Raw genomic sequence first — 15,148 nt, 5'->3', positions numbered from 1 at the left:
TCAGTCTCCTCAACGTGTTTCAATTCTAGGCAATTTGGCCGGTAGCTCTCTGCGGGGCTTCCCGGAGCGAAGACCTCGGGTCTTCTGCTTGACCCGTCGATCTCATGGGCTTCCGTAGGCTTCCAGCCCGATGGCAACGACCGTGGCCACTTCTTTGCCCACTTGCTCGGCAAATTCTGCTTCGGCCTGTTTGACCGCTTTTCGGAATGCGTTGAGCCATGCCAGCCCCGTGTCCGTGAAGATGATGACGCGCGCCCGGCCGTCGGTGGGGTCGGGCCGGCGCTCTACCAGTCCCCAGGCCTCGCATTGATCAACCAGGTCCCCCATGGCCTGTTTGGTCATGTCGGCTCGCTGTGCCAGTTCGCTCAAGCGTGAGCCTTTGAGGTCCAGGTGGCGGGTGATGTGCACGTGCGCTGCGCCGACCTGCGCCCTGGCTGCCAGGTTGGACAGCGCCAAGGGCACCTGGGCGTCGTGCGCCATGAGATAGAGGACGCGTTCGTCGAAGCGCCGCAGGGCAAGGCCCATGAGGCGGCCGAGGTGGCTGATGCGCCAACGATCGTCAGGAGTGGTGGGGTTTTGGGTTTCGGTTGGCATGAGTAGGTGGTCCTTTGCCTGCGGCGCGGCGTTTCTGTTTTTGAACTTCTCTTCCTTCGTTCTTCTTTTTCTTCCCCCCCCCCTATCCCCCCCGCCCCTTTCCACCCCCGCCGGGGCGGAAAGGGGAGCCTTTAAACATTCGGCTTCTGCTAATTGGACGGGTGGCTACGAGCGGGAGGTTGCCACTGCGTCTTGCTCACCACAGTTTCTCCACCGCTGTTGCAGAGACTTCGCCTGCCCTTGGTGCGCCCACGGCAGGCAACCGACATTGCCGCTGCGCGGCTCGCCGGGGGCCTGCGAGCGAGACATTGCAGGCCAACGAGATTGGCGACGCATGAGGCGAGCGCCCATCTAACGAGCCGCGCAGCGGCAAAGTCAGATGGGCGCCGTGGGAGCGAAGACCAAGGCCGAGGTTCCTACGACAGCCTCAGCGAAATGCATGTACCCCCAACCACGGTGGCGACGCATCGAGCCGTAGAAGCCCAGTCGGAGACCAGAAGCCAAATGAGAGCTCCCCCTTTCCGCCCGGCGGGGTGGAAAGGGGGGTGGGGGGATAGGGGGGGAAGAAATATGAAACGAAAGAGAAGAAGATTGAAGGAAGCAAGCCTCACATAACTGAAGACAACAAAAAGTCCATTCTAAAAAATAGTCAGGTAAACTGAACAAAAATATGCTTTTATAAAAAGTATTTCGTCATACACTCCTGTTCAAGCATCCAGTCTGTACAAAAACCCACCGACTGAAGCGAACACACACTCACGCAAACAGGAGCGAAAAATGGACGCAGCAGCAAAGAACATCAACGGCGAAAAGGCCAAGGCACTGCAGGCCGCACTGGCCCAGATCGAGAAGCAGTTCGGCAAAGGCACGATCATGCGGCTGGGCGAGGGCGAGCAACTGGAGGACATTCAGGTGGTGTCCACGGGTTCGCTGGGCCTGGACATTGCTCTGGGCGTTGGTGGCCTGCCCCGCGGCCGCGTGGTGGAAATCTACGGCCCTGAGTCCTCCGGTAAAACCACGCTGACCCTGCAAGTCATTGCCGAAATGCAGAAGCTGGGCGGCCAGTGTGCTTTCGTGGACGCCGAGCACGCGCTCGACATCCAGTACGCCCAGAAGCTGGGTGTCACCTTGTCTGACCTGCTCATTTCCCAGCCGGACGCTGGTGAGCAAGCACTGGAGATCGTGGATTCCCTCGTGCGCTCCGGCGCTGTGGACCTGATCGTGGTGGACTCGGTGGCGGCGCTGACGCCCAAGGCTGAACTTGAAGGCGAAATGGGCGACTCCCTGCCCGGTTTGCAGGCACGCCTGATGAGCCAGGCACTGCGCAAACTCACCGCCACCATCAAAAAGACCAACTGCACGGTCATCTTCATCAACCAGATCCGCATGAAGATCGGTGTCATGTTCGGCAGCCCAGAGACCACCACCGGCGGTAACGCGCTGAAGTTCTACTCTTCGGTTCGACTCGACATTCGCCGCACCGGCACCATCAAAAAGGGCGACGAAGCGGTCGGTAACGAAGCCAAGGTCAAGGTCGTCAAGAACAAGGTCGCCCCTCCGTTCAAGACCGCTGAATTCGACATCATGTTCGGCGAAGGCATCAGCCGCGAAGGCGAAATTCTGGATCTCGGCGTCGCGCAACGCGTGGTGGAGAAATCCGGCGCCTGGTACTCCTACAACGGCGAGAAGATCGGCCAAGGCCGTGACAACACCCGCGAGTTCTTGAAAGAAAATCCCGAGCTTCGCTTCGAAATCGAGAACAAGGTTCGCGAAGCCCTGGGTGTGCCGCTTCTGCCTGTAGAGGAAGCCGCCAGTAGCGGCAAAGGAAAAGGCGCCAAAGGCAAGAAGGCTGCTGCTGAAGCAGCAGAGGCTGAAGAAGCCGCTGCAACCGAGTGAGCTTTGCCAAACTGTCCCTCAAGGGGCGGGCACTGAAACTGCTCGCCTCCCGGGAGCACTCCCGTCAGGAGTTGACGCGCAAACTGACCCGCCATGTGGAGGAAGGCGACGACCTTCCCCGCATTCTGGACGAGTTGGAAGCCAAAGGTTTCATCGACGAGCAGCGCGTGGTGGAGTCAGTGGTCAACCGCCGAGCCAGGCGCCTGGGCGCAGGGCGAGTCCGGCAGGAAATGCAAGCCAAGGGACTGAGTCAGGAGGCGATTGCCGAAGCAGTGTCTGCCCTGGAAGAGACCGAAGTCGAGCGCGCTCGGGCGGTCTGGAAGAAAAAGTTCGGCGAGCCCGCCGATGACCCTCAGGGGCGGGCAAAGCAAATGCGGTTTCTGGCATCGAGGGGGTTTGCACCTGGGGCGATTCGGAAAGTGGTGAGTGGAGGGGATGAGGATTGATGTTTGAGGCTTGGTCTCACCATTCCTGTTCTTCTCCTTCTCTCTTAGCTCTTACCTGGCTCCTGAATCTCAAACTCCCCTTCTTTCATCCATTTTTCTTTCCCCCCTATCCCCCCAGCCCCCTTTCCACCCCGCCGGGCGATAGAGAGAAGCACCCCCGCCGCGCTTTGCGCGTCCCCCTCAAGGGGGCGGCGCGATGCGGACCGGGAAACCCGGATCCGCCGCACCCTCGGCTTGGCCACGCCGCCTCACTTGAGGCGGCTGTCGGAGGTAGCGGCTGTCGTAGAGACATCGTCTGCCCTTGGTGCGCCCACGGCAGGCAGCCAGCTTTGCCGCTGCGCGGCTCGCCGGGTGCCTGCGAGCGAGACATTGCGGGCAAAGGGACTTGCAACGCACGAAGTAAGCGCCCAACTGACAAGCCGCAAAGCGGCAAAGTCAGCTGGGCGCCGTGGGCGTGAAGACCAAAACCGAGGCGCCTACGACAGCTTCGGAGAAATGCATGTACCCCCAACCACGGTGGCGACGGTTCGAGCCGTAGAAGCCCAGTCGGCGACCAGAAGCCAAATGAGAGCTCCCCCTTTCCGCCCGGCGGGGTGGAAAGGGGGTTGGGGGGATAGGGGGGAAAGAAAGGAAGTTCAAAAACAGAAAAGCCCGCCGCAGGCAAAAGCCTATCTCGGCAGGCTAGTCTCAGGCAACGAATTGCCAAAAGGCAGGCTTTTGCAGACTCAGCGGCCTGGGGCGCTAAACCCCCTACCCCCTCAAATCCCCATCATCAACTTCAAATTCTGCACAGCCGCCCCGCTGGCACCCTTGCCCAGGTTATCCAGCCTGGCCACCAGCACCGCCTGGCCCAGTTCATCATTGCCAAAAACGCTCAGCTCCATGCTGTTGGTGCCATTGAGCCCCGTCGGCTCCAGCCGGCCACCTGCCGCAGGGGGCACGACTTTCACCCATTCGCTGCCTTGGTAATGGGCGCGCAGAGCCTCTTCCAGCTGAGACGTCTTGCTCACGCAGCTCATCAGATCAAACTGCACCGGGATCTGGTCGATCATGCCGGCGTAGAAGTTGGCCACTGTCGGGACAAAAATCGGCCGGCGGGTGAGGCGGCTGTATTTCTGCAGCTCAGGCAAATGCTTGTGCGTCAGGCCCAAGCCGTAGACCTCCATGGGAGGAGCCGACTTGCTGACTTCATACGCTTCGATCATCTGGCGGCCGCCACCGGAATAGCCGGAGTAGCCAGAGAGCACCACCGGGTAGTCTGGTGGCAGCAGACCTGCATCGACCAGAGGTCGCAGCAAGGCAATGCCTCCTGTGGGATAGCAGCCCGGATTGGCCACGCGCCGCGCCGAAGCGACCGCCTTCGCGTGGTCGGGGGTGAGTTCAGGAAAGCCATAGACCCAGCCATCGGCCACGCGATGCGCGGTGGAGGCATCGATGATCTTGGGGCCAGTCGCCTGGCCGGAAGCCTTTTCCAGTTCGTCGACCAAGGCCACGGTTTCGAGCGCAGCGTCATCGTGCAGGCACAAGATGACCATGTCTGCCTGGGCCAGCAACTCGCGCTTGGCCTCAGGGTCCTTGCGTCGCTCGGCCGCGATGCTCAGCAATTCGACGTCGCCCATCGGGTCGAGCCGCTCGCGAATCTGCAGGCCGGTGGTGCCGGCTTCGCCGTCAATAAAGACCTTGACCATCTCTGTTTGTCCTTTTTTCCGAACTTTCTGTTATGCCAACGCGCAATGCAAGCAGGTTACATCAGAGTGCACGAGCCATGGTTTCCCAAGTGCCAGACTGACGCGTTTTTCCGGCCATGAGGGGGCGATCTCCCAGCGAATTTGCACTCGCGAGCCACGCTGTCAGTGACGGTAAAGGGAAAAGTTTCTATAATTATGTATTACCCGCAAGCGGTCGTGGCGCGCTTGGGTATGGCAGCCAATGGCGGTTGCCGCGTCGCAACATGATACAGTCCGCGATTGCTGTCACTGGCGCTATCCGCCCGGTGACTGGCCGATTCTTTCCAGTCGGAATGACCAACCCCCCAGTCTGAGAGAAGCCTCATGAAGATTCACGAGTACCAAGGCAAGGAAATCTTGCGTCAATTTGGTGTGCCGGTTCCACGCGGAATCCCGGCGTTCACGGTCCAGGAAGCGGTGGAAGCTGCACAAAAGCTCGGCGGTCCCGTTTGGGTCGTGAAAGCCCAGATCCACGCTGGTGGACGAGGCAAGGGCGGTGGCGTGAAAGTCGCCAAGTCCATCGAGGACGTGCAAAAGCTGGCCGGCGACATCCTGGGCATGCAGCTCGTGACGCACCAGACTGGTCCGGAAGGTCAGAAAGTCCGCCGCCTGTACATTGAAGACGGCGCTGACATCCAGAAGGAATATTACCTGTCGGTCGTGACCGACCGCGCCTCGCAGAAGGTGGCTTTCATTGCCTCCAGCGAAGGCGGCATGGACATTGAAGAAGTCGCTCACAGCACCCCCGAGAAGATCGTCAAAATCTTTGTCGATCCGCTGACCGGCTTCACCACCGAGCAAGGCAAGGAGCTGGCCAAGGGCATCGAGCTGCCAGCAGACTCTGAAGCTCAATTCATCGACGTGTGCCAGAAGCTCTACAAGTGCTACATGGACACCGATGCTTCCCTGGTGGAAATCAACCCGCTGAACCGCGACTCCAAGGGCAACATCATCGCCCTGGACGCCAAGTTCAACTTCGACTCCAACGCCCTGTACCGCCACGACGACATCGTCGCCCTGCGCGATCTGGACGAGGAAGACCCTGCCGAAATCGAAGCCTCCAAGTTCGACCTGGCCTACATCTCCCTGGACGGCAACATCGGCTGCCTGGTCAACGGTGCCGGTCTGGCCATGGCCACCATGGACACCATCAAGTTGTTCGGCGCCGAGCCAGCCAACTTCCTGGACGTGGGCGGCGGTGCCACCCCCGAGAAGGTCACCGAAGCCTTCAAGATCATGCTCAAGAACGACAAGGTCAAGGCGATCCTGGTCAACATCTTCGGCGGCATCATGAAGTGCGACACCATCGCCACCGGCGTGATCACTGCTTGCAAGGCCGTGAACCTGAGCGTGCCGCTGGTTGTCCGCATGAAGGGCACCAACGAAGAAATGGGCAAGAAGATGCTGGCCGAATCCGGTCTGCCGATCATCTCCGCCGACACCATGGCCGAAGCCGCTCAAAAAGTGGTCGCAGCTGTCAAATAATGACCCACCCCCGCATCGCCTGCGGCGCTTCCCCCTGTAGGGGGCGCCACCAGCAGCCCGGCAAAGCCGGTTCTGCGGTGGCCGCTGGCTAGGGGGCCTTGTTCGCCCACCCCATTGCGACAGGAACAGGATTCATCATGAGCATTTACATCAATAAAGACACCAAAGTCATCACCCAGGGCATCACCGGCAAAACCGGTCAGTTCCACACGGAAAAGTGCCAGGAATACGCCAACGGCCAGAACTGCTTCGTGGCTGGCGTGAACCCGAAAAAAGCGGGCGAGTCCATCTTCAACATCCCCATCTACGGCTCGGTGAAAGAGGCTTCCGCGCAAACCGGCGCCACCGTCTCCGTGATCTACGTACCGCCAGCCGGCGCTGCTGCCGCCATCTGGGAAGCCGTTGAGGCCGATCTGGACCTAGCCATCTGCATCACCGAAGGCATCCCGGTCAAGGACATGCTGGAAGTGCGCAACAAGATGAAGGCCAAGGAAGCCGCCGGCGGCAAGAAGACCCTGCTGCTCGGCCCCAACTGCCCAGGCCTGATCACGCCCGAAGAGATCAAGATCGGCATCATGCCCGGTCACATCCACAAGAAGGGTCGCGTCGGTGTGGTCTCACGCTCCGGTACGCTGACCTATGAAGCTGTGGCACAGCTGACCGAACTGGGCATTGGCCAGTCCAGCGCCGTCGGTATCGGTGGTGACCCCATCAACGGTCTGAAGCACATCGACGTCATGAAGGCGTTCAACGACGATCCCGATACCGACGCCGTCATCATGATCGGTGAGATCGGTGGTCCGGACGAAGCCGAAGCCGCCGTGTGGTGCAAAGAAAACATGAAAAAGCCGATCGTTGGCTTCATCGCTGGCGTCACAGCCCCTCCGGGCAAGCGCATGGGCCACGCTGGTGCACTGATTTCCGGTGGTGCCGACACGGCCGACGCCAAGCTGGCCATCATGGAAGAGTGTGGCTTCAAGGTCACGCGCAACCCATCCGAGATGGGCAAGCTGCTCAAAGCCATGCTCTGATTAACTGAGCGTGTTTTGTGCCGATAGGGTAGCCAGGCTTGGCTACCCTTTCTTTTTGATACGGCCAGATCAGGCCCAGTGTGCAAAATCTCTTCCAGGAAGTCGAAATTTGTCAGTCGAACTGGCGCTGAGCGGCTTGCAACAAGCCATAATTGAAAGGCTTTGCCGAAAGAAAGCGGCGAGTACCAGCTATCACTGGCAACAACATGAATTTCGAGTTTTACAGCCTGACCGATCCGGGCCTGGTGCGCGACAACAACGAGGACTCCGTGGCGGTCGATGCCGACCGCCAGGTTCTGGTGTTGGCCGACGGCATGGGTGGTTACAACGCTGGCGAAGTCGCCAGCGCAATGGCGACATCCTTCGTCAAGAATGAACTCGGCCAGTGGATTGCTGAAGGCGGCAAAGAAGCGTCAGGCCGTGAGGTCAAGCGCGCCATGGAAATCTGCGTGGACAATGCCAACCGCTCGATTTTCAACGCTGCCAACGCTTCGTCCATGTACGCCGGCATGGGCACCACCTTGGTCATGGGCTTGTTCATCGGCCAGAAAGTGCTGGTGGGCCATGTGGGCGACTCTCGCTGCTACCGTTTGCGGCAAGGCCAGGTTCAGCAGCTCACGCGGGACCACTCCCTGCTGCAGGAGCAGATCGATGCCGGCCTCATCTCGCCCGAACAGGCCATGTTTGCAACGCACAAAAATCTGGTGACGCGAGCGTTGGGCGTAGAAGACACGGTGTTGTTAGAAGTCAACGAATTCCGGGTTGATGACGGCGATCTGTACCTTTTTTGCTCGGACGGACTGACCGATATGGTCTCGGACGAGCAGATCGCCTTCATACTCGGGGGAAGTGCCCCATTGGAAGACAAGGGGGTTGCACTGGTAGATGCTGCCAACGAAGCGGGTGGCCGGGATAACATTTCTGTAATACTTGCGTCTGCCAGGGCAAAGCCAGCGCGCCGGGGTTTCCTGTCCCGGATGCTGGGTCAGTAGTAATTTTTGATAACTCGCAACCGTTTTCAAGCGGTGCCACAGGAGTCGGCCATGCCGAAGATGATTGTTTCCATTGATGGTGTCGTCATCAAGGAAGTTCAGCTAACCAAGGACAGGACCACTTTGGGTCGGCGTCCGTACAACGATATCGTCATCGACAACCTTGCCGTCAGCGGCGAGCACGCCGTATTGCAGATGTCGGGTGCCGATGTGTTCCTGGAGGACCTGAACAGCACCAACGGCACGTATGTCAATGGAAAAGCCATCAAGAAGCAGCAGCTTCAAAACGGCGACACGGTCGAGATTGGCAAGTACAAGATCAAGTTCATCCATGATGGCGCTGGTGCGCCTGCCGAGAAGACCATGGTCATCAACTCCGGCAACATGGAAGAGCAGGCCGCGGCCGGCGCCTCCACTGGTGGTGGCAGCCTCAAAGCCGCCATCAAGGTCATGTCCGGCCCTGCAACCGGCCGTGAAGTGCCACTGGTCAAGGTTGTCACCACGATTGGCAAGCCGGGTGTTGCGGTGGCCGCCATCACCCGTCGCCAGCACGGTTTTGTGATCGCTCTGGTCGAGGGTGCCCAGCGCCCGACCATCAATGGCAACGACATCGGGTCCGAGGTCATCAACCTCAAGAACGGCGACCTGATCGATCTGGCTGGCACCCAGATGCAGTTCATCCAGTCCTGATGAAGCTTGCAGCGGCTGCGGTGACCTGCCTGCACCGACGCCGCTGCTGATTTGAGGCCTTCTTCCGCATGCGGATCGCAGGCAAACAGGGGACGCGCTGGCTGCTCTCATGCCTGCCGCTGGCGGTGGTGCTGGCCATGCTGCTCGGCTGGTTGCCCGACGAGCCCGTTCGCCGCCTGGACCATTTCATTTACGACCTGCGGCTGAGGCTCCACCAGGCCCCTGAGCCTGACGCGCGGGTGGTCATCGTCGATATCGATGAGGCCAGTCTGGCCACTCTGGGCCAATGGCCATGGCCACGCGACCGGATGGCGCATCTGGTCGACCAGCTCTTTGACCGCTACGGCATTGCCGTTCTGGGCCTGGACACGGTGTTGGCCGAGCCTGACCGCAGCTCCGGCTTCGAGCGCCTGGCACAACTGGCGGGCAAGGAGCTGGCCGCCTACCCTGAATTTGTCCAGCAGGTCCGGTCGCTGCGGCCCGTGCTGGACCATGATGGCCGCCTGGCCCGGGCGCTGCGAAATCGCCCGGTGGTCCTGGGCTACTACTTTTCGAGCGAAGGCGTGAGTCACCAGTCGGGAGTGCTTCCGCCGCCCGTGATCCAAGCCGGTGCAGGCGAGTCCTTTCGGGCCACACAGTGGACAGGGTACGGCGCCAACCTTCCCATGCTGGCCCGGTCAGCGGCGCAGTCGGGTTTTTTCAACTCGGTCACCGATGCGGATGGTGTGGTGCGCTCGCTGCCATTGCTGGCCAGTTTCGACGGCCACTACTACGAGTCCCTGGCATTGGCCATGTACCGCCAGGTGCTTGGCATGCCGGATGTCGATGTGGTGCCGGCACCGGGTGGCCTGACCATCGGTGGTCACCGTGTGGTCAGTGCGGTTCGCCTTCGCCAGGCGGGCGACACGACGGACATTCCTGTCGACGACTGGGCGTCGGTGCTGGTGCCCTTCCCCGGGCGGGGCGGGCCGGAAGGTGGCAGCTTCCACTACGTCTCGGCTGCGCAAGTGCTCAACGGCGATGTGCCGCAGGCGATGTTGCGCGACAAGATCGTGCTGCTCGGTTCCACCGCGCCTGGCCTGCTGGATTTGCGGACCACGCCGGTGGGGCGTGTCTACCCCGGCGTTGAGACCCATGCCAGTCTGTTGGCTGGTCTGCTCGATGGACGCATCAAGTCCAGGCCAGACTATGCCGCGGGGTATGAGCTGCTCACGGTTGTGCTGGTGGGTCTGATGCTGGGGCTGGTCTTGCCCGTCCTCAATGCGCAAAGAGGCATGGCACTGGGCCTGTCGGTGGTGGTGGCGCTGGTGGGTCTGACGATCTGGATGTACGAAGCCAATGACCTGGTGGTCCCGCTGGCGGCTTCGCTGCTGGTGGCGCTGACTTCTCTGGCCTTGAACATGAGCCATGGTTACCTGTTCGAGAGCCGCGCCAAGCGCGAGCTGGCGGAGATTTTCCGCTCGTATGTGCCTCCGGAGCTGGTGCGCAAGATGGTTCGCGACCCCCAGCGCTACAGCATGGAGGCCAAGTCACGCGAGCTCACGGTCCTGTTTTGCGACATGCGGGGCTTCACACGCTTGTCCGAGAGCATGGCACCCATGGCCTTGCAGTCGCTCCTCAACGATGTCTTCTCACGCCTGACCCGCTGCATTCGCGACGGGCAGGGCACGATCGACAAATACATGGGTGACTGCATCATGGCGTTCTGGGGCGCGCCCGTGACACTGGAAGACCATGCCCGACGCGCCGTCTCGTCGGCCCTGGCCATGGTCGAAGCCATCCGGCAATTCAACGCCGAGCACCCGGAAAAGGAGCCGCTGGGTGTAGGCATCGGACTGAATACCGGTGAAATGAGTGTGGGCGATATGGGATCGGACGTGCGCCGCAGCTACACCGTGATTGGCGATTCGGTGAACCTGGCTTCGCGCCTGGAGGCGCTGACGCGGGTCTATGACGTGGACATCATTGCCAGCGAGTTCACTCGTGCCCAGGCCCCGGGCTTCACCTGGCAGGAGCTGGACAAGGTCAAGGTCAAAGGCAAGGATCAGGCCGTGACGATTTACGCGCCCCTGGCCGCCGAAGCGGCCTCTGAACCAGCGCTGGCGCAAGAATTGCTGGTATGGGAGCAATTTCTCATGGCGTGGCGTCGGGGTGACTGGTACGCTTGTGAGCAACACATCCGTGTGCTCCAGCAGCACAATGGACAAAAAGGGCTTTACCGTCTGTATGCACAGCGGTTAGCCTCGATGAGGGAGGTGCCGGCCCAAGACAATTGGGATGGGACCAGCGTGTTTGAAACCAAATGACGGGCCAGGGCCAGGCATGGTGCTCGACCATGTGACCTGACCAGGCGCGTCGCCGGAACAACAGATTTGACTCAAAGTCCGATGAAGGTTCGCGTATTGGGGTGTTCTGGTGCCATTGCGCAAGGCTGCCGGACCACCTCTTTCCTGCTGGACGACAACGTGCTGGTCGATGCCGGTACCGGTGTTGGCGATCTGCCGCTGGAAGAGATGGCGCGCATCGACCATGTGCTGCTGACCCACTCCCATCTGGACCACGTGGCCAGTCTGCCCCTGATGCTGGACTCGGTGGCGTCCACGCGCATGGCGGACAACCGCCCTCCGCTGCAGGTGCACGCACTGCCGCAGACCATTGCAGCGCTGCGCACCCACATCTTCAACAACGTCATCTGGCCAGACTTCGCCTCCATCCCCAGCGCCGACACGCCTTTGCTGAAATTCGTTCCTTTTGTGGTGGACGAGCGCCTGCATGTGGGCGGCAAGATGGTCGATGTGTTGCCCGCCGTCCACACGGTGCCGGCCGTGGGTTTTGCGGTCCATGCCGACAAAGGTTGCTGGGTGTTCAGTGGCGACACCTGGCGCAATCCGGCCTTCTGGGAGCGGGTGAACAAGCTACCGGTGCAGATGCTGGTGATCGAGACCGCCTTCAGCGACCGCGAGCGCGAGCTGGCCCGGCGCAGCCTGCACCTGGCACCGGCTTCACTGGCCGAGGAGCTGGACCAGATTGGGCCCGGGCGGCGTTTCCCGGTGTACATCACCCACACCAAGCCGGCCGAAACCGGGCTGATCATGCAAGAGATCCAGCGCTTCGACGAGACCCCGAACCGGGCCAACGATGTCCGCCACGACATCCGCTGGCTGAGCGCCGGCGACACGTTTGAGCTGTGACAATTTTTGTCGCACAGATCGGCGGTGACCAAATTTGTCAGCCACATTCGACAATCCGGGTCACAAAATGTCACCCGATAGTCCTAATCTGTGAAATAAGCCGCAAAAAACAGGCCAGAATTTCTGACTGAGGAGTTGGCACGCGAAGTGCGTTACCCAAGACGTCAGAGTCTTTTTCTCCTCTTTCATTCCAATCAAGGAGTTCACAACATGAAGCGTTCCATTCAAAAAGGTTTCACCCTGATCGAACTGATGATCGTGGTGGCCATCATCGGTATCCTGGCTGCTGTCGCACTGCCTGCTTACCAGGACTACACCGTCCGCTCGCGTGTGACGGAAGGTATCGCGCTGGCTAGCGGCGCCAAGAAGCAAGTCGAAGTGGATGCCAACACCGCTGCCGAACTGACCGCTCTGGCGAATACGTTTAACGCTCAGGTCGGTGGCGCCGGCGCTGTCTCCAAGTACGTTACCCAAACCCAGATTGACCCCAACACCGGTGAAGTGACGGTGACCTTCAACGAAGCCAACATCGGTTCCATCCCTGCCGCCTCCACCCTGGTGTACACCCCATACATCCAACTGGCTGGTGGCCCTGTGCAGTTGCAAACTTCCTACGCTGGCATCGATACGGGTACGATGGACTGGGGCTGCTCTTCGGTGACCAACGCTGTATCGGCTGGCCGTGCTCTGCCGACCCTGACCGCTGGAACCTTGCCTGCCAAGTACGCTCCCAGCGAGTGCCGCTGATCTCTTGAGAGGTGCCTTGGTGGGCTGCCATAGAGCAGCTTGACCGGCCGCCTTTCCGAATCGGTAACAAAAGCGACGTGTCGTGAGACACGTCGCTTTGTTCGTTCTTGATTCCGTGTTGCCACTGGGAGCGCTGGTGGGTGCCAGTGTGGGAGCCGAGCGGCATTGTTGTGGCAACCTCTCAGTCGTACGCTCTCTGTCAATGTTCTGACGAGATGTGTCGCATGCGACACGGACCTGACACAAATTGTCAACAGATCTTCGTTAGATCGTGACCTACCTCACACTAATGCAGGTGGCTCGACTGGCATGGCTTCTGCTCTTTGTTTCCATAGGTATTTTTTCGCTGGCTTAGGCGATTCTGCGACAAAGAGAGGTGGGTTCCGTCATGTTTTCCAAACACCGTTCTCAGGGTTTCACGCTGATCGAGCTGATGATCGTGGTAGCCATCATCGGTATCCTGGCAGCGGTGGCGCTGCCAGCGTATCAGGACTATACGGTTCGTTCGCGGGTGACAGAAGGCATTGCCGTGGCTCAAGGTGCCCGTCTGCTGGTGGCCACAGAGGCCACGACGCAGGCCGATCTGGTGGCTTCTTCCGCAACCTTCAATGCGCAGGTGGGTGGCTTGGGTGCCGTGTCCAAGTATGTGAGCCAAGTGCAGATCGATGGGGTCACAGGTGAAGTGACCGTGCAGTTCAACCAGGTCAACATCGGCTCCATTCCACCGGCATCGACTCTGGTATACACGCCGTACATTCATGTGGCGGGAGGGCCTTCCCAACTCCAGGCTGCATTGGCAGGCAACCAAACAGGTTCCATCGATTGGGGGTGCGCCTCGACGACAAACGGAGTGTCAGGTGGCCGTGGCCTTCCTCAGGTGGGCGGCCTTGGCACTCTGCCTGCCAAATACGCACCCAGCGAATGCCGCTGACAAGACAGATTTCGTTCTGGTAGAGAATAGGGGGCCGGATGTTGCCCCCGGGTGACTCTTGAGCGCCCTTTTCTTTCTTGACAGTCATCACTCCATCATGAGCGAAGCTCCCATTGCGCGCTGGAACTGGCCATCGCGCTTGCGCGCTGCCGGCATTCATTTAGCCGTTTCCGCCCTGTTGGCCACCCTCGCTGCGGCCCTGGTATTTCTGTTCTGGTTTCCATACCCCTACCGTGTCATCGCAGGTGGGCAAGACCTGTTTTGGCTAATGGTGTCAGTGGATGTCGTACTTGGTCCCATGCTGACGTTGGTTGTCTTCAACCTGCGCAAGCCACGTTCGGAACTGATTCGCGACCTTTTCATTATTGGCAGCGTTCAGATGGCCGCGCTGGCATATGGTTTGTGGTCGGTGTACGAATCTCGCCCGGTCTACCTGGTTCACGAGGTGGACCGGCTGGTGGCGGTGGCGGCTGCCGATGTCGACCCTGCAGATTTGCCCAATGCGGAACCCGCCTTTCGCAAACTCCCTTTTGTTGGCGTCCCCTTGATTGGTTTGCGAGACATCCGCAACGGTGAGGAGCGCATGAAGTCATTCGAGTTGGCGCTGGCTGGCAAGGATCTTTCGTTGCGCCCCGAATACTGGCAACCCCTCAGCGAGGCCAATAGGGAAGTCATACGGCAACGTGCAAAACCCTTGCAAGTCTTGGTCGACCGATCTGAGGAAGATGCACGCTTGGTGAACCAGTGGTTGCAGGAGAGCAAGCAACCTATCGAAGAATTGACCTATCTCCCGTTGACGGCCTCAAAGACCATCTGGACAGCAGTGCTCAGGGCAGATTCGCTGGAAATTGTGGGCTACCTGCCCATCGACAGCTTTTGAAGTGCGCGTCTGATCAGCCACCCGCCACAAAGTGACCGCTTTTCCCGCCTGATTTCTCCAGCAGGCGGACATTGCTGATGGTCATGCCGCGGTCGGCGGCTTTGCACATGTCGTAGATGGTGAGCAAAGCGACCGTGGCGGCGCTGAGGGCTTCCATTTCCACGCCGGTCTGGCCGGTGCATTCGGCCGTGGCCTGGCAGCGCACGCTGTGGGTGGCTGCTTCCACCTCAAATTCCACCGCCACGCGCGTGAGCGCAATGGGGTGACACAGGGGAATCAGGTCGCTCGTGCGTTTGGCGCCCTGGATACCGGCGATGCGGGCGATGCCGAGCACGTCGCCCTTCTTGGCTGTGCCGCTCTGAATCAGGGCCAGTGTGGCCGGCTCCATGCTGATGCGGCCTTCGGCCACCGCCACCCGTCGCGTGTGCGCCTTGTCGCCCACGTCCACCATATGGGCCTGGCCTTCAGCGTCGAAATGGGTCAGGGGGCTGGGGGCAGTGGTCGTCGGGGTCTTGGCGTTGGACATCGTGCGGCGCGT

General features: G+C 60.3%; 14 protein-coding genes. 11 read left to right on the top strand and 3 right to left on the bottom strand.

The genetic code is table 11. The features are described 5' to 3' along the window. Positions 1-102 precede the first annotated feature (102 nt). A complete protein-coding gene (locus ABWV89_RS10445; RefSeq protein ID WP_353396361.1) occupies positions 103-594 on the bottom strand; it encodes a MarR family winged helix-turn-helix transcriptional regulator in 492 nt (163 codons plus the stop codon). Positions 595-1,371: 777 nt separating this feature from the next. On the opposite strand from ABWV89_RS10445, the gene recA reads away from it, so the two are divergent. Together recA and recX are read left to right on the top strand one after the other, a co-directional pair. After that, a complete protein-coding gene (recA, locus tag ABWV89_RS10440) occupies positions 1,372-2,490 on the top strand; it encodes a recombinase RecA (protein ID WP_353396358.1) in 1,119 nt (372 codons plus the stop codon). Next, a complete protein-coding gene (recX, locus tag ABWV89_RS10435) occupies positions 2,487-2,936 on the top strand; it encodes a recombination regulator RecX (protein ID WP_353396355.1) in 450 nt (149 codons plus the stop codon). The genes recA and recX overlap by 4 nt, the downstream gene beginning before the upstream one ends. A 758-nt stretch (positions 2,937-3,694) precedes the next feature. Here recX and argC read toward each other — a convergent pair. After that, positions 3,695-4,624, bottom strand: a complete 930-nt coding sequence (gene argC, locus ABWV89_RS10430; RefSeq protein ID WP_353396352.1) for an N-acetyl-gamma-glutamyl-phosphate reductase — start codon at positions 4,622-4,624, stop codon at positions 3,695-3,697. Positions 4,625-4,987: 363 nt separating this feature from the next. On the opposite strand from argC, the gene sucC reads away from it, so the two are divergent. The 9 genes from sucC (at position 4,988) to tfpZ (ending at position 14,610) form a co-directional block, all read left to right on the top strand. Next, positions 4,988-6,148: an ADP-forming succinate--CoA ligase subunit beta gene (gene sucC, locus ABWV89_RS10425; protein WP_353396350.1), complete on the top strand. Its 1,161-nt coding sequence runs from the start codon at positions 4,988-4,990 to the stop codon at positions 6,146-6,148. Positions 6,149-6,285: 137 nt separating this feature from the next. Then, complete coding sequence (gene sucD, locus ABWV89_RS10420; protein WP_353396348.1) at positions 6,286-7,179, top strand: succinate--CoA ligase subunit alpha; 894 nt, start codon at positions 6,286-6,288, stop codon at positions 7,177-7,179. Between the two features lie 206 nt (positions 7,180-7,385). After that, positions 7,386-8,171, top strand: a complete 786-nt coding sequence (locus ABWV89_RS10415) for a Stp1/IreP family PP2C-type Ser/Thr phosphatase (protein ID WP_353396345.1) — start codon at positions 7,386-7,388, stop codon at positions 8,169-8,171. A gap of 51 nt (positions 8,172-8,222) precedes the next feature. Continuing rightward, on the top strand, positions 8,223-8,861 hold the full coding sequence (locus tag ABWV89_RS10410; RefSeq protein WP_353396342.1) for an FHA domain-containing protein: 639 nt from the start codon (positions 8,223-8,225) through the stop codon (positions 8,859-8,861). A gap of 68 nt (positions 8,862-8,929) precedes the next feature. Continuing rightward, the gene (locus tag ABWV89_RS10405) at positions 8,930-11,167 is read left to right on the top strand and encodes a CHASE2 domain-containing protein (RefSeq protein ID WP_353396339.1); all 2,238 of its coding nucleotides are present in this window, start codon (positions 8,930-8,932) and stop codon (positions 11,165-11,167) included. A gap of 81 nt (positions 11,168-11,248) precedes the next feature. Further along, entirely contained in the window at positions 11,249-12,052 is an 804-nt protein-coding gene (locus ABWV89_RS10400) for a 3',5'-cyclic-nucleotide phosphodiesterase (RefSeq protein WP_353396336.1), read from the top strand. A 210-nt stretch (positions 12,053-12,262) separates the two neighbouring features. Further along, complete coding sequence (locus ABWV89_RS10395; protein ID WP_353396334.1) at positions 12,263-12,799, top strand: pilin; 537 nt, start codon at positions 12,263-12,265, stop codon at positions 12,797-12,799. Between the two features lie 388 nt (positions 12,800-13,187). Next, positions 13,188-13,730, top strand: a complete 543-nt coding sequence (locus tag ABWV89_RS10390) for a pilin (RefSeq protein WP_353396331.1) — start codon at positions 13,188-13,190, stop codon at positions 13,728-13,730. A gap of 97 nt (positions 13,731-13,827) precedes the next feature. After that, positions 13,828-14,610, top strand: a complete 783-nt coding sequence (tfpZ, locus tag ABWV89_RS10385; RefSeq protein ID WP_353396328.1) for a TfpX/TfpZ family type IV pilin accessory protein — start codon at positions 13,828-13,830, stop codon at positions 14,608-14,610. A 13-nt stretch (positions 14,611-14,623) separates the two neighbouring features. On the opposite strand, the gene moaC is transcribed toward tfpZ, so the two are convergent. Next, positions 14,624-15,136 carry a cyclic pyranopterin monophosphate synthase MoaC gene (moaC, locus tag ABWV89_RS10380; protein WP_353397494.1) on the bottom strand — a complete coding sequence of 171 codons (513 nt, stop codon included), beginning with the start codon at positions 15,134-15,136 and terminating at the stop codon, positions 14,624-14,626. Positions 15,137-15,148 lie beyond the last annotated feature (12 nt).

Origin of the sequence: Hydrogenophaga sp. 5NK40-0174, assembly GCF_040372165.1 — a bacterium.
Classification (GTDB): Bacteria; Pseudomonadota; Gammaproteobacteria; order Burkholderiales; family Burkholderiaceae_C; genus Hydrogenophaga.
The sequence above is the reverse complement of the archived record's forward strand: the minus strand, read 5'-3'. Positions and strand labels throughout refer to the sequence as shown.